This is a genomic window from Undibacterium sp. GW821-FHT07F11 (assembly GCF_059418665.1).
This window is the reverse complement of record NZ_JBWKQH010000007.1, coordinates 233,020-256,051: the sequence shown is the minus strand read 5'-3', so window position 1 is coordinate 256,051 and position 23,032 is coordinate 233,020. Positions and strand designations below refer to the sequence as shown.

The following is a 23,032-nucleotide window of genomic DNA, read 5'->3' as shown; positions in this document are numbered from 1 at the left end:
CTGAGATGTTTTTCCATCGATGAGGATTGCCAACTATCTTAGCCCAAGTCGCCCTCGTCTGCTTCCACCAGTCGCGTCAATAGTTTCAGCAATTGCTTTTGCTCGGTTGCATTAAGGACCGCAAATTTGTTGCTCAGCACCTGCGTGGCGATGTCATTCGCAGCGGCGAGTATGCGTTCGCCTTGTTTGTTCAGGAAATGTTCTATGCGCCGCCCTTCGCCTGCGCGGCGCTCTATCAGGCCCTGTGCTACCAGACGGTTGGCCAGTGTGCCAAAAGCCTGGTCAGTCTGGAAAGTGGCAACGGCCATATCATGCGATGATGCGCCCGGCGTGTGGCTTATGGCGCGCAAGGCATCCCATTGGGCCAGTGTGGTGCCGGCAGCTGCCAGGGCAGTTTCCAGGGCGCGGTGCTGGCGGTATTGGGCTTGCTTGACGGCCCTGCCCAGTTGTTGGATGTGATTTAACATCTGACCAGTCTAGCATAAAGTCTAAATATACTGATATAACCAGATTTATATCAATATGTTTATATAAATATGTGTATATAATGCGCCTTGATTCAAAATTGGAGAGACAACCATGTCATACACCTCAGAAACCCATATTGCAGACTTGCGCCCCGGTTTGTCCATGCACTTTGAACAGGCAGGCCAGGGGCGGCCTGTGTTGATCTTGCATGGCGGTGGCGGCATGGCTACCGTGGCTGGCATTGCCCGCCATCTGTCAGCCAGCGCATTCACGATCTTGCCCACCCACCCCGGTTGGAACGGCACAGCAAGGCCGGATGATATGCAAACCGTTGCCGATCTGGCCAAAGCCTATCTGGCCTTGCTGGACAAACTTGACCTGCGCAATGTGATCGTCATCGGTTCATCGATAGGCGGCTGGATTGCCTCGGAAATGGCCCTGCATGATGTCGATAAACGCATTAGCAGTTTGATCCTGGTGAATGCTGTTGGCATTCATGTCGAAGGCCAGCCTATTGCTGATCCCTACGTACTTGGCCCGCGCGGTCTGGCTGAACATGCCTTCCATGAGCCAGATAAATTCTTTACCGATCCCGCCAACCTGTCCGCAGAGCAACAGGCCATGCAGCGCGCCAATATGGCAACCATGCGCATCATCGCTGGCTCACCCTTCATGCATGACCCGCAATTGCGCGGGCGACTCAGACAGATAACTATTCCGGTATTGGTGGCATGGGGCACGAGCGACAGGGTAGTCACGACCCTGTACGGGCAAGCCTATGCAGACGCTTTTGCCAGCGCCCGTTTTGTACCCGTACCGTTGGCAGGCCATTTGCCGCATTTTGAGCAGGCGGTAAAAACCTTTGCCATCATTGATGATTTCATCGGGGCGAACAATGAAAGTATCAGTCCATCATCCACAGATACCCACGACCTGGCATAAAAGTCCAGGCTTCAGCCCCAGTAGAGGAAATTGAAACAGGCTCAGTTGACCGGGGATGACATTGGCCGTCAATGCCTCTGCCAGTTTCAAGCCCTGGTCACCACTCGTCAGCAATATCATCCCATCGCCAGTTAGCGGCGCAGCGATGACAAAGGCGCGGTAGCCGTAGTTGTTACCCCAGTGCCAGAACAGTGGCGCAGGTTCTGCCGTAGCGGTGCGGCCTGTTCCCCAGCTCAGCCCCCAGCCCAGGCCCCACTCAATCTTGCTGCGCTGGTTTGCCATGACAGGTTTATCGAGTATCTGTTTTTGCAGGCTGGTGTCCTTCAACACCGCCTGCACAAAGCGTGCATAGTCGCTGATGCTGGTGTGCAGGCTGGCCGCGGCTACAGCTTTGCGTGCCGGGCGCAAGGGCAGGGCTTTGCCCTGTATGCTGCCAGTGACGAGCTGATTCTGCCATTCCCTGGGTGGTTCATAACTGCTGTGCAGCATGCCCAATGGCGTAAACACTTGCTGCTGCATCCAGGCTTCCAAACCCATGCCAGTGATGGATTCGACCACAGCCTGCAGCAACATGAAGCCTTCACCAGAATATTGCCAGCGCGTACCCGGCTCGGATTGAAATTCCAGTTTGCCGCTAGACCAGTTATGCAAGCCTGCCATGTGCTGCAAAACCATGCGTGCAGTGATTTTTTGCAAGCGCGGGTCAGTGACCAGTTCTTGCGGGCTATTGATCTCACCTGCCCGCGTTGCATGCAGATAACCTTGTGGCAGATACTGCATCAGCGGCTCATCCAGCGCCAGCTTGCCTTGTGCAGCCAGGCCCAGCACCGCGTACGCGAATACCGGTTTGCCCAGGGATGCCGCCTGGAAGATACTGTTTGCATCAGGCATGGCGGCATCTGCACAGCCTTGGGCAAAAGACGGTTCCTGTATTTGCCCACCTTTGATATAGACCAGCGCTGCTGAGCAGACCTGGTACTGGCTGACGAGTTGCTGGAGTTGTGCTGCTATCTCAGACTTTGCAGGCTGTGCCCCGGTCTTTGCTTCAGCCGCCAGAGCTGGCGCGGTCTGTGCAAGCAGCAGGCTGGCCGATGTCAGCAGCAGGACGATCAATTTATTCACCATGTGCATGCGAACTGAGGATTTTTCCATCAGCGCCAAAGACAAAAAATTCTGCACAAAGCTTATGATCAAGCCCGCGATAATGGATGACAACCGTGTTCACACCCTTGAGCAGGGCAATCAATTCAAAGTGCAAATCAGGCCGCGCTGCCAGCCCACGGCTCCAGTACATACGCGCCGCATCCTTGCCCTTGAGCTTGCCATCAGACGCCGGGCTGACCCGCGCCAGCACTGGCGAAGAGAATTCAAAGTGATCATCATAGTGGCTGAGTATGCGCTCAAGATCATGCGTGTTCCAGGCAGCCAGCCATTCGCTGGTAAACTTCTGGAAGAAAGTATCGTTGAGCATCGTGCCTCCTTTTGCATATCATTGTTGATGATCATGTCTGATCAATCACTGCTTTTCATCATACACGTCAAAAAATGGATTTGGGAATGCCACGCCAGCACTGCGGAATCCAATGGGATAATAATTATTTCGTCACCCACCCTAGCCCCTTGCCGCTGACACTGTGAATGTACAGCTTGTCTGCTGTCTCCGTCACCCCTGTTACCGTTGGTGAATCACCGCTGGGGTCTTGCAGGTCGGCGATGATCTTGCCGTCTTCGGCAAATGCAATCACATGGCCATAGGGGGCGGGTAACTTCCACAGCATGCGCGGGATGCGCAAGGCCATGCTGCGCAGGTAAGGGCGTTGTGCAGTCTGATCCAGGAAGTTGCGCTGGCCGGCAAAGCCCAGCCATATCTTGCCGTCTTGTCCGCGCATGAGATTGTCAGGGTAACCGGGCAGGTTCTCGAACAAGATGGTGGCTTGTGGCGAAGCTACTGATACGTCCAGCCGCTCGGCTGCAATGGCGATTTTCCAGACCCTGAATTTGCCACTCTCACTGACGAACAGGCTGGCTTCGTCACTGCTGAGTGCAATGCCATTGGAAAAACTCAGGCCTTGTGCGACCACGCGCACGGTCTTGCTTGGCGCGTCGTATTCCAATACGCGCCCGGTTGATGATTGTTCAAAGATATCCAGCATGGCAGCCTCGGTCGTGCTGCCCCATTGTTTTGGGGTGAAGCGGGTGGATGAATCGGTCAGATAGATTTTCCCATTTTTGGCGATGACGACAGCATCAGGGAAATGGACAGGCCCGCCCTCAACGATATCCAGCAAGACCGTGATGCTGCCATCAGCAGCGATGGACAATAAACCCTTGAAGGCGTCTGCCACGATCAGCTTGCCAGCTGCATCAAATGCCATGCCCAGGGGCCTGCCGCCGGTATTGCTGAATATCTCTTGCGCACTGCCATCAGCCTGCATGCGCAAAATCTTACCGCTTTCCACTCCAGTATAGAGCTTGCCATCCGGGCCCGTGACTATGTGTTCTGGCCCGACTTCGCCGCGCAGGTCTATCGAGCGCAAGCTTTGCAGTTTATTGTTGACTGCATGCACACCAGTGTAGCCAGCTGCAATTGGTGCCTGCCAGGCAACTGGTTCTATGGGGACTGGCTTCAGGCCGAGGTAGGCGGCAAATGCAAGGATGAGAGGGAGTGTCATTGCGACGGTACGCTTCATGTAGGGCGACATTGAGTAAGGATGTTGGTAGCGAATATCTTAGTAGCGTGCGCCGTTCGCACCATCTTCACAATCCACGCGGATGCAAAAAACGGTGCGTTACAACGCACCCTACTGATCCATGGTTTATCAAACGCTAGGCAATCACCAAGGCCATGGAAAACCCGTCATAACCCTTGCTACCCACGGTTTGCAAGGCCGTTGCAGACAGACGCGGGTTGTTCGCCATCAAGTCAAAGAAACTGCGCACGCCCAGTACATTGGCGTCTGTGCTGGCGGGGTCGGCCACGGCACCATTGCGCACCACATTGTCGCCGATGATAAGGGTACCGGGGCGAGACAGTTTCAACGACCATTCCAGGTAGTGCGGGTTATTGGGTTTGTCGGCATCGATAAAGATCAGGTCAAATGGGTGTATGCCTTCTGCTTCTAGCTGTGGCAGGGTGTCGAGCGCCTTGCCTATGCGTATGTCCACCAAATGTGCCACTCCGGCGCGTTCTATGTTTTTTTGCGCAATCGCCGCATTGTGGGGGCTGAACTCCAGCGACACCACACGCCCGCCTTCTGGCAGGGCACGCGCCAGCCATATCGTGCTGTAGCCACCAAGGGTACCAAATTCCAGTATGGTCTTTGCGCCTTGCAGTTTCGCCAGCAAGTGCAGGAACTTGCCCTGGTTGGGAGCCACATGATGCTGCGGCAAATCGCCCGCATCACTGTCTTGCAAGGCCGCAGTCAATGCAGGGTCGGCAGGGATCAGGCGTTCACAAAAATAATCATCAACCGTGGTCCAGGTGGTTTGTTGCATGAGATGTCCTTGTGGGTTTGAGAAAAATTTTGTCAGTGGCGTATATATCGCATAGAGATTTAGTCATAGTCATAAACCCAATGCTTTTCCTTGAAATCATAGTGCCAGGATTCAAACGGTACAAAGGTGGCCGCATATAACAAGGATGGGCCTTCCTTGTCGTTGCTGTAATAGAGCATGTGCGGGCGCCGCCCATCGCTTGCCAGCGCAGGAATTTCGTCCAGGCTGATCGGGAGTTTTCCATGTTGCTGTTGATGCTTTTCCAGCTCTACAAGAATATTATCCGCATAGTCGCGTGCCTGATGATGGCGCCATACATGCACGCCCGCCACGATGGTAGACGACAGCAGTATGAGGCCTATGAAGAATACGTATTTGCCACGCACTTCTGGCGAACGCAGGTTGAAAAGGCATCGGATGACGGCATACAAAAGACAGGGTAGGGCGATCAGGTAAATCATGAAACCCGCATGCTCAGCACTGCAAATAAAAGTGAGAACTGCCCATATCACAATCAGGTAGGGATGGCGGCGCGCCTGTGTCGATAGAGGCAATGGAGGCATATGTCGGGTTATCTGTTGGTTCTGCAATTGCATCAAGCCGCACAAATATCATGCAGCATCGGTTTTGCAATGCGCAGATAATCTTCCGTATTCAAGATGATGGAGGTATCCAGTCGCCCCGCATTGAAAGCGATCTCGGCATAACGTGCCACCAGTGAAGGGTCTAGCACCAGCGCGATGTCATCAGAAAACACAAACGGCGGTATCGCACCGATGACGCAGCCGGTTTTTTCCATGGCTGCTTCTGGCGCAGCAAAGCTGGTTTTTTTGACTTGCACGGCAGTCGCCAGTTTCTTGAAATCGATCTTCTGGTCACCCGGCAAGATCGCCAGAATCAACTTCGCCGCTTCATCCTTGCTCTGGCATAGCATGGCCTTGGCACCCTGGCCGACTTCTGTGCCGCGTATGGCGGCGACTTTTTCTGACTGGCCTTCGGCGGAATGCTCAACTACGCGAAAGCGGGCGTTATTGGTTTGCAGCAGGGTTTTCAATTGGTCGAACATGTATTGTCCTTGATGAATAATGTCGTAAGGGGTGTGTTGGCATATTAAATCTTGATTGATGCGTGCCGCAAGACTCCCAGCACTTTGGCGGGGTCGCACCCATAGATGCCCGCACCCCAGGCGGCATTTTGTTCTACGCACGCCCACGTGCCGTCAACCAGCATGCCTGCATCGACGACGCAGGCGTCTGGCAAATCCACGCGTCCATCTGCCAGCAGTGCGTTGATGAAAACTACCAGCGCCTGATCTTCATCTGGTGTACTGGCGAATTCGCTGTCTCGCTGCACATCACCAAGACGTGAGTAGATTGAATAGGTGATGAGTTGGCGGCGCAAAATAAAACAGCGGAATTCTTTTTCCCATTTCACCACATCCGATACCAGCACAGCCATGTCGTCGTCATATTCAGTTGGCAGCGTTGTACCAGTGTACACATCAGCCGGAAAGCTTTTGTCATTTGGTGGCTTGACGAAGTGTGGCTGTGTGAGCTGCCGTGCCTGCCCCAGGGGTTGCAGGCTGATCTGGCGATGCCTGTATTCCATGGGCAGGCGCACCAGCCAGTCTTCTGGCGGACTCAGCAGGCGTATGCCCAGTTGTTCTGCCAGCGTAGGGCCAAACAAGGCTTCTCCATACAATACGGGTTCATCCAGATGTTGCATGTGATCTGGCACGCGCCAGTTAGTCAGGCGTTGCACCTGCCAGCCCAGCGCACCTGCAGCTTTCCACAAGGCTTGTGAATCGTCGGTATAACGTGGGGTGAAGATTAGTGTAGTCATGTTCGGAACTCAGTCTCGCATCGTAGCGAAAGACTATATACGCGCAAGAGGGACATTGGCAAGTTTGATCATTTTGAAGTCTGCTCCTTCATTCTTCAACCTCGCCGCATCAGGCAGAAAAACAGCGCCAGTCTTATTCATGGAATGATGGAATTTTACAGGCGACTTTGTTGAAGTTCGGGTGTTTTTTGTGGCATGAGCTGCATGCACGAAAACTCATGCATTTTCTGTTATTGTTAGAAAGTAGAATATAGCATTCTTTGCCAAAACTGCTGCTTGCACATCGAAAGTAAAGCATCATCAGTTTCGTTGACCTGGTTACAGCTGGCATTGAACCTGATCTGGCCGCACGTGGGCTGCACGGTATATTTGAATTGACAGAATTTAAGAATTTACAGAAGGCGTTTTTATGCACGCAGACCTGATACTCCACAACGGCCAGTTCCACACCGTGGACCGCAGCCAGCCGCTCGCTGGTGCAGTCGCCATCAAGGATGGCAAGTTCCTGGCGGTTGGTGATACAGAAAGCGTCATGCGCTTCAAGGGCGGCAATACCCAAGTCATCGACCTGCAAAAGCGCTGCGTCATCCCTGGCCTGAATGATTCGCACATCCACCTGATACGCGGCGGCCTCAACTACAATCTTGAATTGCGCTGGGAAGGCGTGCCCTCACTGGCAGATGCCCTGCGCATGTTGAAAGAGCAGGCATTGCGTACGCCGCAGCCGCAATGGGTGAGGGTAGTAGGCGGCTGGACTGAGTTCCAGTTCGCAGAAAAGCGCATGCCCACGCTGGATGAAATCAATGCTGCTGCACCAGATACGCCGGTGTTTATCCTGCACTTGTACGACAGGGCACTGCTCAACCGCGCAGCATTACGGGCCGTGGGTTACACCAAGGACACCCGCAACCCGCCCGGTGGTGAAATCCAGCGCGATGCCGCGGGCAACCCTACCGGCATGCTCATCGCCAAACCAAATGCGATGATACTGTATGCAACCCTGGCCAAAGGCCCCAAGCTGCCACTGGACTTGCAAGTCAATTCTACCCGTCAGTTCATGCGCGAGTTGAACCGCCTGGGTTTGACGAGTGCCATTGATGCCGGTGGCGGCTTCCAGAATTATCCTGAAGACTATGCCATCATAGACCAGCTTGCCAAAGAACAGCAGCTCACCATACGCATTGCCTACAACCTGTTCACCCAGAACAAGGGGCAGGAACTGCAAGACTTCGAGCGCTGGACAAGCATGGTCAAGCCTGGCGATGGCAGCGATTTTTACCGCCACAATGGCGCGGGTGAAATGCTGGTGTTTTCTGCCGCCGACTTTGAAGATTTCCTGGAGCCGCGCCCCGATCTGGCCGCAGGCATGGAAGATGAACTCGAAAAAGTTGTGCGCCATCTCGTCAGCCAGCGCTGGCCTTTCCGCCTGCACGCGACCTATGATGAATCCATCAGCCGCATGCTGGATGTATTTGAAAAGGTCAACCGCGACATCCCTTTCGATGGCCTGCACTGGATGTTCGACCATGCCGAGACAATTACAGAACGCAATATAGAACGCGTGCGTAATCTCGGCGGAGGCATCGCCATCCAGCACAGGATGGCTTTCCAGGGCGAGTATTTTGTCGAGCGCTATGGTGCCGATGCAGCCCGCGCCACCCCGCCTGTCGCCAGGATGCTGGAGATGGGTGTGCCCGTCGGCGCAGGTACTGACGCCACACGCGTGGCCAGCTACAACCCCTGGACTGCTTTGTACTGGCTGGTCTCTGGCCGCACCGTTGGCGGCTTGCGTCTGGCCAGTGTCAATGCGCAACTATCACGCGATGCCGCGCTGGAGTTATGGACGCTGGGCAGTAGCTGGTTCTCGAATGAGCAGGGCAAGAAAGGTCAGATCAAAGAAGGGCAATTCGCCGACCTGGCCGTGCTGTCTGCCGATTATTTCAGCGTGGATGAAGAGAGCATCAAACACATAGAAGCTGTACTCACCATCGTCGATGGCAAGATAGTCTATGGCGCGGCAGAATTTGGCCCCTTGTCACCACCTGCGATACCGGTGCTGCCAGACTGGTCGCCCGTCAGCAAGGTCAGCGGCCATTATCGTGCGGTGACAGGTACGCAAAAAACGGCATTGCCGCATCAGTGCCGTGGCGCTTGTGGCGTACATGTGCACAGGCATGATGTGGCGCGTGGTGCGAACGTGCCGGTCTCTGATTTTTCTGGATTCTGGGGTGCGCTGGGTTGCAGTTGTTTTGCGTTTTAAAGCGAAGCAATATCAGCATTGCAGCATTGAGCCATCGGCGCTATTGCTGACGCAGTTTGTTTTCAACAGCATCGCGCTGCATGGGCGTGATGCAAATCTATTGAGCAAGGGTGCTATCGCATGACGAACAAACACATATTGGGCATTGCCCTGGGTTTTACCGCAGGCTATGTCGATACCGTGGGCTTTGTTGCCCTGTTTGGCTTGTTCACCGCCCATGTCACCGGCAACTTTGTGCTTATCGGCAGCGAGCTGGCTCATCCCAGCCATGGTGTGCTGATCAAGTTCCTGGCTTTTCCTGCGTTTATCTTCGCAGTGGCACTGGCACGCATCGTCGCCGTCAAGCTTGAGGCCAGCGGCAAATCTGCAGCGCGTGCACTGACTGGCATGCAGTTATTGTTTTTGCTGGTGTTTATGGTGCTGGGCTGTTTATCTACTCCCGTGCAAAGCACTGATGCCATCTTGCCGCTGGTCGCAGGCATAGCCGGTGCCGCCGCCATGGGCGTGCAAAACGCCGCCAGCCGCCTGGTGTGGACAGAGCTGGCACCTACCACCGTGATGACGGGCAACGTCACCCAGATTGTGATTGACCTGGTTGATATTCTCAGGGGTAGTGCCGTGACAGGTACCAAGGCGCGACTGTGGAAATTCTTGTGGCCGGTGCTGGCCTTTGGCGTGGGGGCAGTGGGCGGGGCATTTGCGTATATGTATGCAGGATTTTTTGCGCTGGGTTTGCCGGTGGGAATTTTGTGTTTGGTGTTTGGGTTTGCTGAGTGAGATTGACGCCCGCACCTTTGATCATGTGTTTTGTAGGAGCAGCTTTAGCCGAGAGCATTTAGCCTCGTAGGTTGGGCTACGGGGTATCAGCCCAACACTCGGCGTTTAAACAACGTATACGTTTGCTTAGGCCCAGTGTTGGGCTGATACCCGTAGCCTGGCGAGGCCCGGCCCAACCTACGTATCGCCGCCACAGCTACCCAACCTGTATTAAAAACACAACGCCATTTCAAGCATCACTAAAATATTTCCCCTGATTGTTAAAAACTCAAGAATCAGGAGTATAGTGGACTTTGTATTATAAAAAATACATTCAAAAATATAAACAGCCAGCAAGCCTGCATGGCTACGCCAAGCTTTATCACACCCCCACTTTCTTGAAATGGAACAGAGATGAAAATCCTTTCTATGATAGGCGGTAGCCTCGCTCCCATGCTACTCATGCTCGCTGCTCAGGCTCAAGCCCAAGCCCAAGCTCAAGCCCAGGCTGCCCCGGATAATTTAGCCGCTGCGCGTTGTGAGCGCTTCATTACTGCAGATGTGGTGGCGATAGACCAGGCCATGATGATTAATCGCCTGGGCACGGCGCAACCGGGTGGCATGGTGTATGCGCTGCGGGGAGATGTGGTTGCTGTCAGCGGCAACACGCCAGGGCCGGGCAATGCGCAATTGCGGCCAGGAAAACGTCCGCGGCCCATGGTCTTGCGGGCGAATGTGGGTGATTGCCTGATGGTCAATTTCCAGAACTGGCTCAAGCCTGCTTCTGTCAATCCTAAACCGGTGACAAAAAATGCCTCTGTCCATGTCGCTGGCATGGAGCTGGTGTCATCGATCAGGGATGATGGCAGCTTTGTAGGCAATAATGCGGTCTCGGCAAGTGGCACTGACAGCGGCATCATCGCACCGGGCAAAGCCATCAGCTACCGCCTGTTCGCGGCAGAAGAGGGCAGTTTTTTACTGTATAGCATGGCAGGGCAAGAGCAGTTGACGTATGGGCTGTTTGGTTCTGTCAATGTGCAGCCACGCGGTTCAGAATGGTATCGCAGCCAGGTTACGCAGGCTGAAATGCAACAGGCGTCGGTTACTGGTGCTACGGGTTACCCAGTAATTAATTATGATGCGCTGCTACCAAACAGCAGCAAGCCAGTGCTGAAAATGCTGGATGCAAGAAATAATATCGTTCATAGCGACCTGACGGCCATCATCACCGGGCCTAACCATGGCCCCTTCACTGTCAGTGGCACACGCAATCCGTCTTACCCCAATCCAGAATCACCATACCGTGAAGTGACGGTGATGTACCACGAGTCTTTCACGCTGGTGCAGGCATTTCCTCAGCTGGCCGATCAAACTAATGTGCTCAGTGGTGCCAATGATGCGTTTTCCATCAATTATGGTTCAGCAGGCATTTCTGCTGAAATTCTCGCCAACCGGCTCAAGGTCGGGCCGACTGCTGATTGCCCTGAATGCAAATTTGAAGAATTTTTCCTGAGCTCCTGGGCGGGTGGTGACCCTGCCATGGTGGTTGATAATCCGGCCAACCTGCCATGCTCGCCCCAACCTTGCACGCCGCCCAAGGCTACCAAGGCCTTTTATCCGGATGATCCATCCAATGTGTATCACACTTACCAGGGTGACCGTGCGCGCTTCCGTGTCTTGCATGCGGGGCAGGGTATCTTCCACGTGCATCATCACCATGCCCACCAGTGGTTGTATTCGCCAGACAGTGATACCAGCAGCTATCTCGACAGCCAGACCATAGGCCCTGGTTCATCCTATACCATGGACCTTGTCTATGACGGCAGTGGTAACCGCAACCTGACGCCTGGCGATTCTATCTTCCATTGCCATTTCTACCCCCATTTTGCCAGCGGCATGTGGGCCTTGTTCCGCGTGCATGATGTGCTGGAATTGGGCACGCCTCTTGGTGCAGATGGCAAGCCCAGGGCCGGTTCACGGGCCTTGCCGGATGCCGAGATTCTGGCCGGTACACCCATTCCTGGTTTAGTGCCCCTGCCAACCCGTGCCATGGCACCATTGCCCGCAGCAGTGCAAATTGACAAAGGCCAGGTCAAAGTGACAGGTGCTGGCAACCCAGGCTACCCCTTCTTTGTCCCCGGCATCGCCGGGCACCGTGCGCCTCATCCGCCGAATGATTTTGCGGTGGAAAATGGTGTGGCATTGAATGGCGGCTTGCCACGCCACCTGATTACCGGCGGCACGATTTCTATCGATAAATACACGCAGACTGACTTTACCAAAGAAATGAGTCGTATCAACGCCATAGAATTACCAGAGCAGGGCACCGCCACAGAACAGGCGGCCATGACCATGCATGAACAAAAATCTGTCGCCACCAGAATGCCCGACGGCAGCCTCGCACAATTCGCCATGAATGGCTTGCAGCGTGCGCCCGGCGCACCGTTTGCCAACCCCGCCCGGGGTGCTACCGTCACGCCGCCAGTGCGCATCTACAAGGGTGCTGCCATGCAGACTGATGTTGTACTCAATAAAAAAGGCTGGCACTTCCCGCAGCAACGCATACTGGCTTTGTGGCAGGATGTGAAACCGATATTGAATGGTGACAAGCCACCAGAACCCCTGTTCTTCCGCGCCAACAGCAATGACGTGGTTGAATACTGGCACACCAACCTGGTACCGAGTTATTATGAGCTGGATGATTTCCAGGTGCGCACACCGACCGACATCATCGGCCAGCATATCCACCTGGTGAAGTTTGATGTGCTTGCATCCGACGGTGCCGCCAATGGTTTTAACTACGAAGACGGCACCTTCAGCCCGGATGAAGTGCGCGCCCGCATCAATGGCATCAACCAGGCTGGCGGTATTGCGGTGAATGGCAAGCAAGTCAGGCTGACCCCCAAAGCCATACCTAGCTTTGGCAATGGCCCTACACCCGGCAGCATGCAGTGGGTGGGCGCGCAGGCCACAGTGCAGCGCTGGTGGGTTGACCCTGTGATGGACAAACAAAAAGCCGACCGCACCTTGCTGACAGTATTCACGCATGACCATTTTGGTCCGTCTACCCACCAGATGGTGGGCCTGTACGCCGGGCTGGTGGTAGAACCCACAGATTCGCGCTGGACTTCGGCTGATGGCAAAACCCTGTTTGGCAACCGCAGTGATGGCGGCCCCACCAGCTATGCCGCCAACATCGTGCCGCGCCAGGGCAAAGCCTATCGTGAATTTGCGCTTTCTGTTGCAGACTCACAATTTGCCTATCTGCCAGCCAGCCGTACCAGCTTTGATTGCTATCCTGGGCAAGATCCGATATACAGCGGTTGCAAACGCAGTGTGAACGGCACTTACACCGGCTGGGCTGATCCGCTTAACGGCATCAACTGCGTTGGCTGCTTGCCGGTGCCGATCAGCAATCCAGTCAATCCAGTTACGCCACCAACGACCACGCCCAGTATCATTGGTGGTTTTGGTGTCGGTGTCTCTGTGCTCAATTACCGCAATGAGTCGCTGGCTTTGCGGGTGGCTGCAAATAGTGGCACAGTCAATTCAGGTACGGATCTGGCGCGTTCTTACAGTTCCATTTTGCGTAATGATGCACAACTGAACGTGCAGCCTGTGGGCGGTGCCAACATCAATCCACGTTGCGTAAAAACTGCCACGAATAATTGCTTTACTTTCCCAAGACAGCCAGTCAGTGCGCAGATGGGTGGCACTGATCCTTTCACGCCGATCTTGCATGTCTATGAAAATGACCCCGTGCAATTGCGCGTCATTGATGGTGCACTGGTGGGTAACCATACCGTTACCGTGAATGGCAACAAGTGGTTATTTGAACCCTTTGACAGCAACTCTGGTTATCGTAACAGCCAGACCATGAGCCTGTCCGAGCATTTTGAAACCCTGTTCACCATCCCGCAAACCGGCAAGGCGCAGTCGCTGGATTATCTGGTCAACACCAGCAATGCCTATGACGGCAATGTCAGCGGTGCCTGGAGCCTGATGCGCAGCTATAACAACCAGGTGTCGTGGCTGTCACCTTTGCCTGGCAATTCCAGCATCAGGCCAGTTGCCACCTCTATGCCCAACCTGCCCACCGATTGCACAGCGCGTGGGCCATGCGTGCGGCAGTTCAAGGTATCGGCCACGACCATACAACAACTGCTGGGTTCCAATAGCCCGCTGCTGTACAACAGCCGTGGCGCCAAACTGTCGAATGGCAAGTTCTCCAACCAAACCCTGAACGACCCCAATGCCATTGTGTATGTGCAAGACCAGGACCTGAACCCGAATGGGACTTTGAAAGCCGGGCTCAATATCGAACCACTGGCCCTGCGCGCCGCTGCCGGCGATGTCATCCGGCTGCAACTGACCAACCGCGTTAATGCCAAGGCCGCAGTATTTACCACGCCTGAGTCTGCCGCACGGCCTACGCTGGGCTTTACCGATGCCTATGCCAATATCAATCTGCTGCCTTCTACCCAGGCAGGTCTGCATCCGCAATTGCTGGCGATGGATGTCAGCAATGCCGATGGCATGAATGTTGGTAACAATCCAGTACAAACCGTGGCTGCCTGCAACCCTGCACCTTGCACGGGTACGCCACCATCCATCATCTATACCTGGTATGCTGGCACCCTGCAAAACGAGAACGGTGTCACCCGCGCCACACCGGTAGAATTTGGTGCCCTCAACCTGACACCGGCTGACCCGCTGATGCAGGCTTACCATGGCCTGTTTGGCGGCATGATCATCGAGCCGCTGGGCGCGAAATGGCAAGACGATCCAGGCACACATGTCTCCAGCACGGTGTCGCCTGCGGTGGGCAAGCCTTTCCGTGATTTTGCGTTGTTCATGCAAACCGATATCGCCATGCAATATCAGGGCAAATCACTGTATAGCGTGGGCTCGCCTTTGATGGCAGTCAACTACCGTACCGAGCCATTCTTTTATCGTTATGGCACCAGTACCAATGTGAATCTGGCTGGAATCGACACCACTGCCGAAGTGTCAAACACCCAGGTGAATGGTGATCCACAGACACCTGTGTTCCGCGCCAATGCAGGCACGCCAGTACGCTTCCGCCTGTTTGGCCCACCGGGGCTGGCGGATAACCAGAATGTGTTTGAGCTGACTGGTCATCAATGGCAGTTTGAGCCTTATGCCGATAACTCCACCAGGATAGGCAGTAACCCTGCATCATTATCGACAGGTACACAGTCAGGTTATGGCACAACATCGCATTTTGATGTGGTAGTCGATAAGGCAGGTGGTGCATTCTCGGTACCAGGTGATTACCTGTACCGTAGCTGGCCACAAGGTCAATATTCTGCCGGTGGCTGGGGCGTGTTCCGCGTCAGCCCTGCTCAAACTCGCGCTGCCGGAGCTACAGTAGTCACAGCAGCAGTGCAGGAGGTGTTCGCCGATATCGTCGTGATTGACAAAGTCGTGTCCATAGAGGGTATTCTTGAGGTCAGCGGTAGTGTCACGATGCGCCCCGGCAGTGTGCAATGGGAGCAGGCGGACTCTGTCACCATCGTGGCCGACGGCAAAGAACTGGGCAAGGTTGCAGTTGACCAGACCGGGCGCTGGCAATTCAAGGCCAATGCCAGTGCCGTAATGCCCAGCATGCTGGAAGTGCGATCTTCTTTTGGTGGCCTGGCACAGCACAGACCGGTAGCGGCCATCCTCACGGCTACCAATGCAATCGAGGCGATAGACAAACAGGCCGAATCACCAGTGTTGCCATTGAAAAAAATAGAGCGACGGAAGCGTTAATGCGGGAAACCATACTTAGCAGGCAAGTCAATGTACGCAATTGCTGGCATCAAGCCTTTACCGGACTGGTGCTGGCGACTGTTTTTGCTGGTAGCGTGGGGGCAGCATCGATAGCAGAACTCAAGCCCACGCCAAATCAGGTGATCAAGGATGGCGTCTCCTTGCAACTGGACATGTCGCAGCCCATGCAAGAAGGCGCAGAAGCCCGCTTCAGCCTGAGCCTGCGTGATGCCGCCAGTGCTAGGCCTATCCGCAATGCGCGACCTATCGCCTGGGTCGATGGGCACGACGGACAAACCCAGGGAGAAGAAAGCAGCGAACAGGCTTGCCGCCGCAAGGTCGCCACCTTTATCAGTGGCGATTTGCTGCATGCGCCTGCACTCAGTTTGAATGCCTATTATGTGCTGGCCCTGAACGAAGATAATTCCATCTCCGTCATCAATCCACAAACCGGTTTTGGTGGTTCCAAATTGCTGACCATGGTGATACTGCATGGCACAGGGCAAGACTGGTTGCTGACGCCTGAACAAAACCTCTGGGTCAGCCAGCCGCAGGTGCATGAAGTGGCGCTGGTAGATACCCGCAACTGGCAAGTCAGAACCCATGTATCCGTGCCTGGCCATCCGGGACAAATAGCCTTGCGACCCGGCGCGCAGCAAGTATGGGTATTGACTGATGATGGTGTGACGGTTCTCTCATCATCCAATGGCCAGGTGCTGGCAAACATCAAGACAGGGAAGGGCAGCCACACCATCGCCTTCAGTGACAACGGCAAGAGCGCATTTGTCAGCAATGCTGCAGACAACAGCATCAGCCTCATCGACGCAGGCAGCCTCAGGAAAACCGCTGAGCTTGCCAGTGGTAGCAAGCCTGTCGCCATGGCATGGTCATCCAAGGCACAACTGCTGTATGTTGCGCATGAAGGCGATGGCCAGATTATTGCCTTTGATGTGGCAGGCAAGCAGGCGGCAAGTATCAAGGCGCTGCCCGGCATATCCAATATCCGTTTTACACCCGATGGCCGCTATGGTTTTATCCTCAACCCGCAAAAAAACAAACTCGATTTGCTCGACGCAGCCACCAACCAGATCGTGCAAGGGGCAGACATCACGCATGGCCCGGACCAGGTTACGTTTTCTGACCGCATGGCCTATATCCGGCGACGCCATAGTGAAATCATGCAACTGGTGCCGCTCGATGCAATTGCACATAATATACAGGCCGGGCAGCCACTGGCGCTGGCATCGGTCAGCAATGGTCAAAAAGCCGTGGATAAGGGGCGCAGCGCAGGCAGCCTGGCAGACACCACGGTGATGGTGCCTAATGGCGCAGCAGCTCTGCTGGCCAATCCTGCTGACCGTACCATCTATTACTACCAGGAAGGCATGAGCGCACCCGCAGGCAGCTTCCGCAATTACGGCCACGAGCCGCGCGCCGTGCTGGTGCTGGACCACAGCCTGCAAGAACGCCAGCCTGGTATGTACCAGGCCAGTGCCCGCTTGCCCAAGGCAGGCAATTACCAGGTAGTGTTTTATCTCGATTCACCCAAAATGCTGCATTGTTTTCCGATCACCGTACAGGCTGATCCAGCCAGGCCACCTGCAACACCTTATGCCGTGACACTGGCGGGAGCTGCACCTGCCTTGACTAAAGGTGAGAGCCAGAACCTGCAATTCGTCATCCGCGATGCAGTCAGTGGTCAGCCCAGGGCTGGCATCCCTGATTTGCAGGTTTTGCTGTTTAATACAACAGGCAATCAACAACTGCAACTGGATGCGCATGAACAAAAAAACGGTGACTATGGCATCAGCTTTGCACCAACCGTCAGCGGGCATTACTATGTCTACTTCCAGGCGGCATCGCTGGGCATGAGCTGGAATCAATCGGCACGACTGGTGTTGACGGTGAAATAAAGACTTACTGTGGGATCAATATGAAGCAAGTGATGAAAGACATGACAGGTATCATCAACAAGGCGTTGCTGCTTATGGTGTGCAGCATCTTTTTCATGGCAATGCCATCTGCACAGGCAGCAATGCGTGCCATACCTGAAGCCCAGCTCATCAACCAGGATGGCAAGAGCATCGCCTTCTACCGTGACCTGGTGCAAAGCAAGACAGCCGTCGTCAATTTCATCTTCACCTCCTGCACCATGATCTGCCCCACCCAAACCGCCACCTTGCGCCAAGTGCAGCGTGACCTGGGCACGCGGGTAGGGCGTGACGTGGTTTTCATATCCGTCAGCATCGACCCCAACACTGACAAACCCGCACGCCTCAAAGCCTTTGCCCAACAGTTTGAAGCAGGCCCGGGCTGGCAGTTTTTGACGGGTAATAAATCTGTCGTCGACAAATTATTGCGATCCCTCAATGCCGGTGTCAGCGACATCAGCAATCACAGTGGCCTTGTGCTGGTCATCAATGAAAAAAAACAGGCCTGGCAACAACTCGCCAGCATGCCAGAGGCCAAACTGATCCAGAGCACTGTAGAGCAAGTGGCAGGGCCTGACCCCGCCATGCAGGCTGCCAATGGCCGCTACTTCCCCAATTTGCCTTTGCAAACGCAAGATGGCAAAACCGTGCATTTCTTTGATGAAGTCATGAAAGACAAAGTCGTACTCATCAATTTCATCTTCACTACTTGCCCCGGTATCTGTTCACCCATGACGGCCAACCTTGCCAGGGTACAGCCCCTGCTAGACCCGCGCGTGCAGATGGTCAGCATCACGGTAGACCCCGACACCGATACCCCCAAGGTCTTGAAAGACTTTGCCAGCAAATTCAAGGTGCGCCCAGGCTGGTTATTTTTGACTGGCAGTTCAGAAAACATCAGCGCTGTCGCCAAAAAACTCGGTGGCAGTGGTGAAGACAAAGACGCCCACAGCGGCATTTTATTGGCAGGCAATGTACAGACCGGTGACTGGAAAAAAATCTATGCGACAGCAAAACCAGAAGATATTGCCCTGGCCGTAGGAAAGCTGTTGCCAGCACGATGATGGCAAGGCTTTGGGCTGCATTTTCCGTTTTGCTCTGGCTGTTCTGTACTGACATTGCCAACGCCGCCGATGATCAAGCCTGGCAACGTGGCCAGACCATGTACCACAAAGGCTGGAACGGTCAAGCCGCCTGCGTGCGCTGCCATGGCAATCAAGGTCAGGGACGCGAAGAGGGCGGCTTGCGTGCACCGGCCATCGCAGGCAAACCAGACAGTCAGCATTTGCAACGCGCCTTGGCAGAGGGTATAGGCAGCAATGGCCAGAGCCTGCATCCGCTCATGCCACGCTATCAAATCGACGCAACAAGCCTCAATGATCTGCTCGCTTACCTCAACGTCATCGGCACAGATACGCCCGGCCTTACTGACACCGTACTGCGTGTCGGCGTCTCTTTGCCTGACAGTGTCTACGGTGCCGCCATACAGGCAGGCTTGAACAGAGCCTTTGATCAGCAAGTGTATGGGCGCAAGCTGGAACTGATCGTCAATCCCGCTCCAGACGAGGTATTTGTCGAGGTCGGCAGCTTGCAAAGTAGCTTGCAAACCGGGCTGCAAATTGCGTCCAATTCCGCAACTGAAGCTAACAAGCTGGCTGTTATCGGCTCCTTACCCATGCCCGGGCTTGCCAATTTTTCTGACCCGTCTGCACCAAACAGCTTTCACCTCTTGCCCTCCATACGCGAACAAGCCAGCGCTTTGCTGACCCAGGCCGCACTTGATGCTCGTGGCAATGCTGGCGCTGCTTCCGGCAATGTTCTTGGCAATAAAGCGACACTACAACTGACCCTGATCCATGATCTTGGCAATGATCCGGCCTTGCATGCATTGCTCAAAGAGTTGCGCGAGCAGGCGCGGGCAAATCACCAATCACTGCGCGAGCAAATATGGTCAGCCAAAGTCCGCAAGCCGGGCGAAGCAGTGATTTATCTTGGCAGCCCTGCTCATCTGAGTGCTGTGCTTGCGGCAAGCGGTGATAGCCTGGTATATGCCAGCGCCATCCACATCGGCCCGGCCAGCCAGCAACTGCCACCCGCACAAGCATCCCGCCTGCGCCTGCTTTTGCCTTGGCGCACCAGCAGCCCGGTGTTTGACCTGCCCACCGCCTACAGCGACGCCGCCTACGCAGCAGGCATGGTACTCATAGAAGCACTCAAACGCAGTGGCCGCCAGCTAGGTCGCGCTGAACTGCTGCAGCAACTGAACCAGCTCAGGGATTTTACGATTCCCGGATTCGGCAAGATAAGTTTTCACCCCGGCCAACATCACGGTAGGCACGGAGGGCAACTGCTTGCTGTAGATGCCGAGCATGGCGTATTCACTGTGCTGAGAACCTGGTGATTTTTGTCTGGTAACTGTGACCTGTGCCACCAAGGTCTGATTGACACTGCGGGCAAATTTTTATAGCATGGTTGTCTGCATTGATGCGATTGGCTTTTGTGTCAGCAAAACGAGCATGCACTTTTATCGAAGTCTCTATAGTGACCCGCTCAAGCTAAAGCAATGTTTTGCTCACCGTATCTACATGGTTTTTGAAAGCCTGAAGAACCTGTTCCTTTATTCCAGACCGAAATCCCCAAATCGTCATGTCAGACTTGATCTGGCATCGAGCGGTTTTCGTTGTGTACTTGCACCGGTATTTTGAAATGGAAAGTTGCGCACGTCTTTTGCAAAGATCAACAATAATTGGAAGCCAGGTCTAACGACACTGGATGCCGGATCAAGTCCGGCATGACGGGTTTGAGGGTAATGGTAAAAATAGATTGAAGCGCATTTATGTCCGTACTGTAGGGCGCATTGTAATGCGCCGCATGCACGCAAAAAAAGGATGGCTTATTCTTCCATGTGCGCGGCTTGTCAAACACAAGTATGTTTTCCGGCAGATATTGCCGTGATGTCGTAGCAGGATATTGACCATTGACGTCAATATTATTCGTGACCAGTTAACAGGTGACGTTTAAACTGGAGCCCAATTCCCAAACTTTTCTCTTATAACCACTAAATCGGCTTGTAAATCCCGAAAGTCTATTGGTATCTCTTCAATTGCCACTAGGTGATCATAAGTCGCAAAGATTTCCAACAGCTCATTCTTTAAATCAATCATGAAGGGATCATCTTTGTCGAAAGAGAGAAGCGGCACATCATATTTAGATGCGTACTTGAACAAGGCGGTGTATGCCGCAATCCTGACCCAGGGGGAAGGGTTACGCAACACGAATTCTCTTTCATCATAAGCGTACCCAAATGCCTGATTCACATTCAAGTTCAACGATTTAATTGCGTGTTGAAATTCCCAGTTACAGGAATTAGAAATCGCGTCATAATTGAATTGCTTATTCATAACTTTTTATTGACGTATGGCGCATTGCAATGCACCGCATGGAATTACAATATACTGGAGTAAATATTTACTGAGTAGGCGACGCGCACATACGGCGCAATACATTGCGCCCTACGATTATACTTTTGCTGATATTTCTGTGCCGTCGACGCAAGATATCGAAATCAATGTCATTACATGTGGTTCAAAACGGTGCGTCGTGCGCACCGTTGGGCAATAAGTGAAATCAAGAGTATTGCACATCAATCTTTCGGCGGTTCCCACAACTCAACCCGGTTACCCTCAGGGTCCATCACCCAGCCAAATTTACCATATTCCGAATCGTCCACCTTGGCATCGACATCACATCCTTCCTCACGCAAGGCTGCGAGCAGGGCGTGTAAATCATCGACGCGGTAATTGATCATGAAGGGCTGGGGGCTGGGCGCAAAGTAGGTGGAGTCGGCAGGGAATAATGACCAGGCTGTCTTGGCATCGTTGTTGGCACCATTGGCCTCGAATACTGCGCCACCCCATTCGCTCAGGTCAAAACCTAGATGATCGCGATACCATGCGCTCAAGGCTTTTGGGTCTTTTGCTTTGAAAAACACGCCGCCTATGCCAACAACACGTTTCATATTACCTCCTGGAAGATATCGATTGAAGTAGAAATAATTGATGTGACTGATCATTCACCACAGATCACAGATATTACCTGACCCCTTAGTGCCGCGCAAACCGCCGTGCAAACCAGATCGCACGGGAGGGGGCGGCGCGGGCTAGTCATCAAAATCATCAAACCATCACGCTGCCTTGAGCTGTTGCCCTAAATCCTCCCCCATCAGCGTCTCCAGAATAATCTCCCGCAATCTCTGCACTGCCAATTCCGGCTCCGCATCCATCCTGTGCAAAGTCAGGCCCAGCATGGGTAGGGCGGGCAGGGCGGGGTTGTTGATGATGCGTAGATGCGGGGGCAGGCCAGCTGCTGTGCGCACGGTCACGCCCAGGCCTGCGGCGACGGCGGCCCAGATGCCGCTGAGGCTGGGGCTGGTGAAGGACAGGCGCCAGGGGATGTTGGCGCGGTCCAGTGCGCTGGTGGCGCAACTGCGCATGAGGCAGGGGGCTTCGAAGGCGACCAGAGGCAGCGGATCGTCAGCAGTATGCACTGCTTGCAGTTGTGGGTCTGCCGCGCCTATCCAGTGCATGGCAAAGTTGTGCAGGTGTTCGCTGTGCGGGCTGGTGATGTTGGCGTCCCAGGTCAGCGCCAGGTCGAGCTGGCCTGCAGTGATGAGGTCGAACAGGGTGGCGTTGCGGGCGATCTTGGCTTCTATCCTGACCCTGGGGTGGGCGCGGGCAAAGCGGCCCAGTACGTCGGTGAGTATGCGTTCGCCAAAGTCCTCAGGTATGCCCAGCCTGATCCAGCCTTCGAGATTAACACCGCGCACGGCGGCAGCAGCTTCGTCATTGAGTTCCAGCAGGCGGCGGCCATAGGCCAGCAGGGTCTCGCCTGCTGCGGTGGGCAGCATGCCCCGCCCTGATTTGCGCAGGATGGGGCTGCCGACCTGCTCCTCCAGCTTCTTGAGCTGGGCGCTGACGGCAGAGGTAGAGCGACCCAGCCTGTCCGCCGCCTTGGCAAAGCTGCCCAGTTCTATGCCAGTCACAAAGGTGCGCATGACGTCGAGGTCGAAGGTGATCTTGCTCACTGGAACACTCCTTGTGTTTTGTTTCTTTTTTGTCCATCCCATTTTTTGGAATGATTGATTTGAAATTATCTGATTTTATGGATGAAGATAGTAGGGTATCTTGTACTTGTCAACAACGCTTTTGGAGTCGCACCATGCAAATCCCCAGCACCATCGCCCGCGAACTGATGGGCGACATCGCCCCCAAATTTGCCGAACTGACTGATCAGGTCCTGTTCGATGACATCTGGCAAAGGCCGGGCCCGCCGCCGCGTGAGCGCAGCCTGATCACGGTTGCCGCACTCATCGCGCTGAACCGCAGCGAGCAATTGCCCTTCCATATGCAAAGGGCGCTGGACAATGGCATCACGCAGGCTGAGCTGGTGGAAGTCATCACCCACCTGGCGTTTTACTCGGGCTGGCCAACGGCTGCCTCTGCCATCAGTGTGCTACGTCAATTGCCTGCAAACCAAACTACTTCAACATCAAAGGAGTAAA

19 protein-coding genes are annotated in these 23,032 nt (G+C 54.4%); 8 read left to right on the top strand and 11 right to left on the bottom strand.

What is annotated here, in order from left to right; all coding sequences use genetic code 11:
* Positions 1 to 38: 38 nt before the first annotated feature.
* On the bottom strand, positions 39 to 467 hold the full coding sequence (locus AC07OI_RS18985) for a MarR family winged helix-turn-helix transcriptional regulator (protein ID WP_495258306.1): 429 nt from the start codon (positions 465 to 467) through the stop codon (positions 39 to 41).
* A 112-nt stretch (positions 468 to 579) separates the two neighbouring features.
* Between AC07OI_RS18985 and AC07OI_RS18980 the strand changes: the two genes are divergently transcribed.
* Positions 580 to 1,410: an alpha/beta fold hydrolase gene (locus AC07OI_RS18980; RefSeq protein WP_495258305.1), complete on the top strand. Its 831-nt coding sequence runs from the start codon at positions 580 to 582 to the stop codon at positions 1,408 to 1,410.
* On the opposite strand, the gene AC07OI_RS18975 is transcribed toward AC07OI_RS18980, so the two are convergent.
* The 7 genes from AC07OI_RS18975 to AC07OI_RS18945 all read right to left on the bottom strand — a co-directional run bounded on the left by AC07OI_RS18975 (position 1,381) and on the right by AC07OI_RS18945 (position 6,747).
* Complete coding sequence (locus tag AC07OI_RS18975) at positions 1,381 to 2,562, bottom strand: serine hydrolase domain-containing protein (protein WP_495258304.1); 1,182 nt, start codon at positions 2,560 to 2,562, stop codon at positions 1,381 to 1,383. The genes AC07OI_RS18980 and AC07OI_RS18975 overlap by 30 nt on opposite strands.
* Positions 2,525 to 2,881 (bottom strand): nuclear transport factor 2 family protein, encoded by a 357-nt coding sequence (locus tag AC07OI_RS18970; protein WP_495258303.1) that lies wholly within the window; start codon positions 2,879 to 2,881, stop codon positions 2,525 to 2,527. The genes AC07OI_RS18975 and AC07OI_RS18970 overlap by 38 nt, the downstream gene beginning before the upstream one ends.
* 124 nt (positions 2,882 to 3,005) lie before the next feature.
* Positions 3,006 to 4,100, bottom strand: coding sequence for an SMP-30/gluconolactonase/LRE family protein (locus AC07OI_RS18965; RefSeq protein WP_495258302.1), 1,095 nt, complete (start codon positions 4,098 to 4,100; stop codon positions 3,006 to 3,008).
* 136 nt (positions 4,101 to 4,236) lie between these two features.
* Positions 4,237 to 4,905 carry an O-methyltransferase gene (locus tag AC07OI_RS18960; RefSeq protein ID WP_495258301.1) on the bottom strand — a complete coding sequence of 223 codons (669 nt, stop codon included), beginning with the start codon at positions 4,903 to 4,905 and terminating at the stop codon, positions 4,237 to 4,239.
* Positions 4,906 to 4,964: 59 nt separating this feature from the next.
* A complete protein-coding gene (locus AC07OI_RS18955; protein WP_495258300.1) occupies positions 4,965 to 5,468 on the bottom strand; it encodes a hypothetical protein in 504 nt (167 codons plus the stop codon).
* Positions 5,469 to 5,500: 32 nt separating this feature from the next.
* Positions 5,501 to 5,971: a YbaK/prolyl-tRNA synthetase associated domain-containing protein gene (locus AC07OI_RS18950; protein ID WP_495258299.1), complete on the bottom strand. Its 471-nt coding sequence runs from the start codon at positions 5,969 to 5,971 to the stop codon at positions 5,501 to 5,503.
* Positions 5,972 to 6,015: 44 nt separating this feature from the next.
* Positions 6,016 to 6,747 (bottom strand): ATP-grasp domain-containing protein, encoded by a 732-nt coding sequence (locus AC07OI_RS18945; protein WP_495258298.1) that lies wholly within the window; start codon positions 6,745 to 6,747, stop codon positions 6,016 to 6,018.
* A gap of 409 nt (positions 6,748 to 7,156) precedes the next feature.
* On the opposite strand from AC07OI_RS18945, the gene AC07OI_RS18940 reads away from it, so the two are divergent.
* From AC07OI_RS18940 to AC07OI_RS18915, 6 genes are all read left to right on the top strand, one after another.
* Entirely contained in the window at positions 7,157 to 9,007 is a 1,851-nt protein-coding gene (locus tag AC07OI_RS18940; RefSeq protein ID WP_495258297.1) for an amidohydrolase, read from the top strand.
* Positions 9,008 to 9,127: 120 nt separating this feature from the next.
* A complete protein-coding gene (locus AC07OI_RS18935; protein ID WP_495258296.1) occupies positions 9,128 to 9,784 on the top strand; it encodes a YoaK family protein in 657 nt (218 codons plus the stop codon).
* A gap of 393 nt (positions 9,785 to 10,177) precedes the next feature.
* A complete protein-coding gene (locus tag AC07OI_RS18930; RefSeq protein WP_495258295.1) occupies positions 10,178 to 15,541 on the top strand; it encodes a hypothetical protein in 5,364 nt (1,787 codons plus the stop codon).
* Positions 15,541 to 17,454 carry a YncE family protein gene (locus tag AC07OI_RS18925; RefSeq protein WP_495258294.1) on the top strand — a complete coding sequence of 638 codons (1,914 nt, stop codon included), beginning with the start codon at positions 15,541 to 15,543 and terminating at the stop codon, positions 17,452 to 17,454. Before AC07OI_RS18930 ends, AC07OI_RS18925 begins: the two co-directional genes overlap by 1 nt.
* Positions 17,455 to 17,474: 20 nt before the next feature.
* Positions 17,475 to 18,536, top strand: coding sequence for an SCO family protein (locus AC07OI_RS18920; protein WP_495258293.1), 1,062 nt, complete (start codon positions 17,475 to 17,477; stop codon positions 18,534 to 18,536).
* Complete coding sequence (locus AC07OI_RS18915; RefSeq protein ID WP_495258292.1) at positions 18,533 to 19,873, top strand: cytochrome c/ABC transporter substrate-binding protein; 1,341 nt, start codon at positions 18,533 to 18,535, stop codon at positions 19,871 to 19,873. Before AC07OI_RS18920 ends, AC07OI_RS18915 begins: the two co-directional genes overlap by 4 nt.
* A gap of 616 nt (positions 19,874 to 20,489) precedes the next feature.
* On the opposite strand, the gene AC07OI_RS18910 is transcribed toward AC07OI_RS18915, so the two are convergent.
* The 3 genes from AC07OI_RS18910 to AC07OI_RS18900 all read right to left on the bottom strand — a co-directional run bounded on the left by AC07OI_RS18910 (position 20,490) and on the right by AC07OI_RS18900 (position 22,555).
* Complete coding sequence (locus AC07OI_RS18910; RefSeq protein ID WP_495258291.1) at positions 20,490 to 20,873, bottom strand: hypothetical protein; 384 nt, start codon at positions 20,871 to 20,873, stop codon at positions 20,490 to 20,492.
* Between the two features lie 242 nt (positions 20,874 to 21,115).
* Positions 21,116 to 21,490, bottom strand: a complete 375-nt coding sequence (locus AC07OI_RS18905; protein ID WP_495258290.1) for a VOC family protein — start codon at positions 21,488 to 21,490, stop codon at positions 21,116 to 21,118.
* 165 nt (positions 21,491 to 21,655) lie between these two features.
* Positions 21,656 to 22,555, bottom strand: a complete 900-nt coding sequence (locus AC07OI_RS18900) for a LysR substrate-binding domain-containing protein (RefSeq protein ID WP_495258289.1) — start codon at positions 22,553 to 22,555, stop codon at positions 21,656 to 21,658.
* Positions 22,556 to 22,689: 134 nt separating this feature from the next.
* Here AC07OI_RS18900 and AC07OI_RS18895 point away from each other — a divergent pair, with 134 nt between their 5' ends.
* Positions 22,690 to 23,031, top strand: a complete 342-nt coding sequence (locus tag AC07OI_RS18895; protein WP_495258288.1) for a carboxymuconolactone decarboxylase family protein — start codon at positions 22,690 to 22,692, stop codon at positions 23,029 to 23,031.
* Position 23,032: the final 1 nt, after the last annotated feature.

Bases quoted from the DNA above. Each gene is read 5' to 3' on its own strand.
- AC07OI_RS18985 (WP_495258306.1), bottom strand. From the start codon at position 467: ATGTTAAATCACATCCAACAACTGGGCAGGGCCGTCAAGCAAGCCCAA.
- AC07OI_RS18980 (WP_495258305.1), top strand. From the start codon at position 580: ATGTCATACACCTCAGAAACCCATATTGCAGACTTGCGCCCCGGTTTG.
- AC07OI_RS18975 (WP_495258304.1), bottom strand. From the start codon at position 2,562: ATGGAAAAATCCTCAGTTCGCATGCACATGGTGAATAAATTGATCGTC.
- AC07OI_RS18970 (WP_495258303.1), bottom strand. From the start codon at position 2,881: ATGCTCAACGATACTTTCTTCCAGAAGTTTACCAGCGAATGGCTGGCT.
- AC07OI_RS18965 (WP_495258302.1), bottom strand. From the start codon at position 4,100: ATGAAGCGTACCGTCGCAATGACACTCCCTCTCATCCTTGCATTTGCC.
- AC07OI_RS18960 (WP_495258301.1), bottom strand. From the start codon at position 4,905: ATGCAACAAACCACCTGGACCACGGTTGATGATTATTTTTGTGAACGC.
- AC07OI_RS18955 (WP_495258300.1), bottom strand. From the start codon at position 5,468: ATGCCTCCATTGCCTCTATCGACACAGGCGCGCCGCCATCCCTACCTG.
- AC07OI_RS18950 (WP_495258299.1), bottom strand. From the start codon at position 5,971: ATGTTCGACCAATTGAAAACCCTGCTGCAAACCAATAACGCCCGCTTT.
- AC07OI_RS18945 (WP_495258298.1), bottom strand. From the start codon at position 6,747: ATGACTACACTAATCTTCACCCCACGTTATACCGACGATTCACAAGCC.
- AC07OI_RS18940 (WP_495258297.1), top strand. From the start codon at position 7,157: ATGCACGCAGACCTGATACTCCACAACGGCCAGTTCCACACCGTGGAC.
- AC07OI_RS18935 (WP_495258296.1), top strand. From the start codon at position 9,128: ATGACGAACAAACACATATTGGGCATTGCCCTGGGTTTTACCGCAGGC.
- AC07OI_RS18930 (WP_495258295.1), top strand. From the start codon at position 10,178: ATGAAAATCCTTTCTATGATAGGCGGTAGCCTCGCTCCCATGCTACTC.
- AC07OI_RS18925 (WP_495258294.1), top strand. From the start codon at position 15,541: ATGCGGGAAACCATACTTAGCAGGCAAGTCAATGTACGCAATTGCTGG.
- AC07OI_RS18920 (WP_495258293.1), top strand. From the start codon at position 17,475: ATGAAGCAAGTGATGAAAGACATGACAGGTATCATCAACAAGGCGTTG.
- AC07OI_RS18915 (WP_495258292.1), top strand. From the start codon at position 18,533: ATGATGGCAAGGCTTTGGGCTGCATTTTCCGTTTTGCTCTGGCTGTTC.
- AC07OI_RS18910 (WP_495258291.1), bottom strand. From the start codon at position 20,873: ATGAATAAGCAATTCAATTATGACGCGATTTCTAATTCCTGTAACTGG.
- AC07OI_RS18905 (WP_495258290.1), bottom strand. From the start codon at position 21,490: ATGAAACGTGTTGTTGGCATAGGCGGCGTGTTTTTCAAAGCAAAAGAC.
- AC07OI_RS18895 (WP_495258288.1), top strand. From the start codon at position 22,690: ATGCAAATCCCCAGCACCATCGCCCGCGAACTGATGGGCGACATCGCC.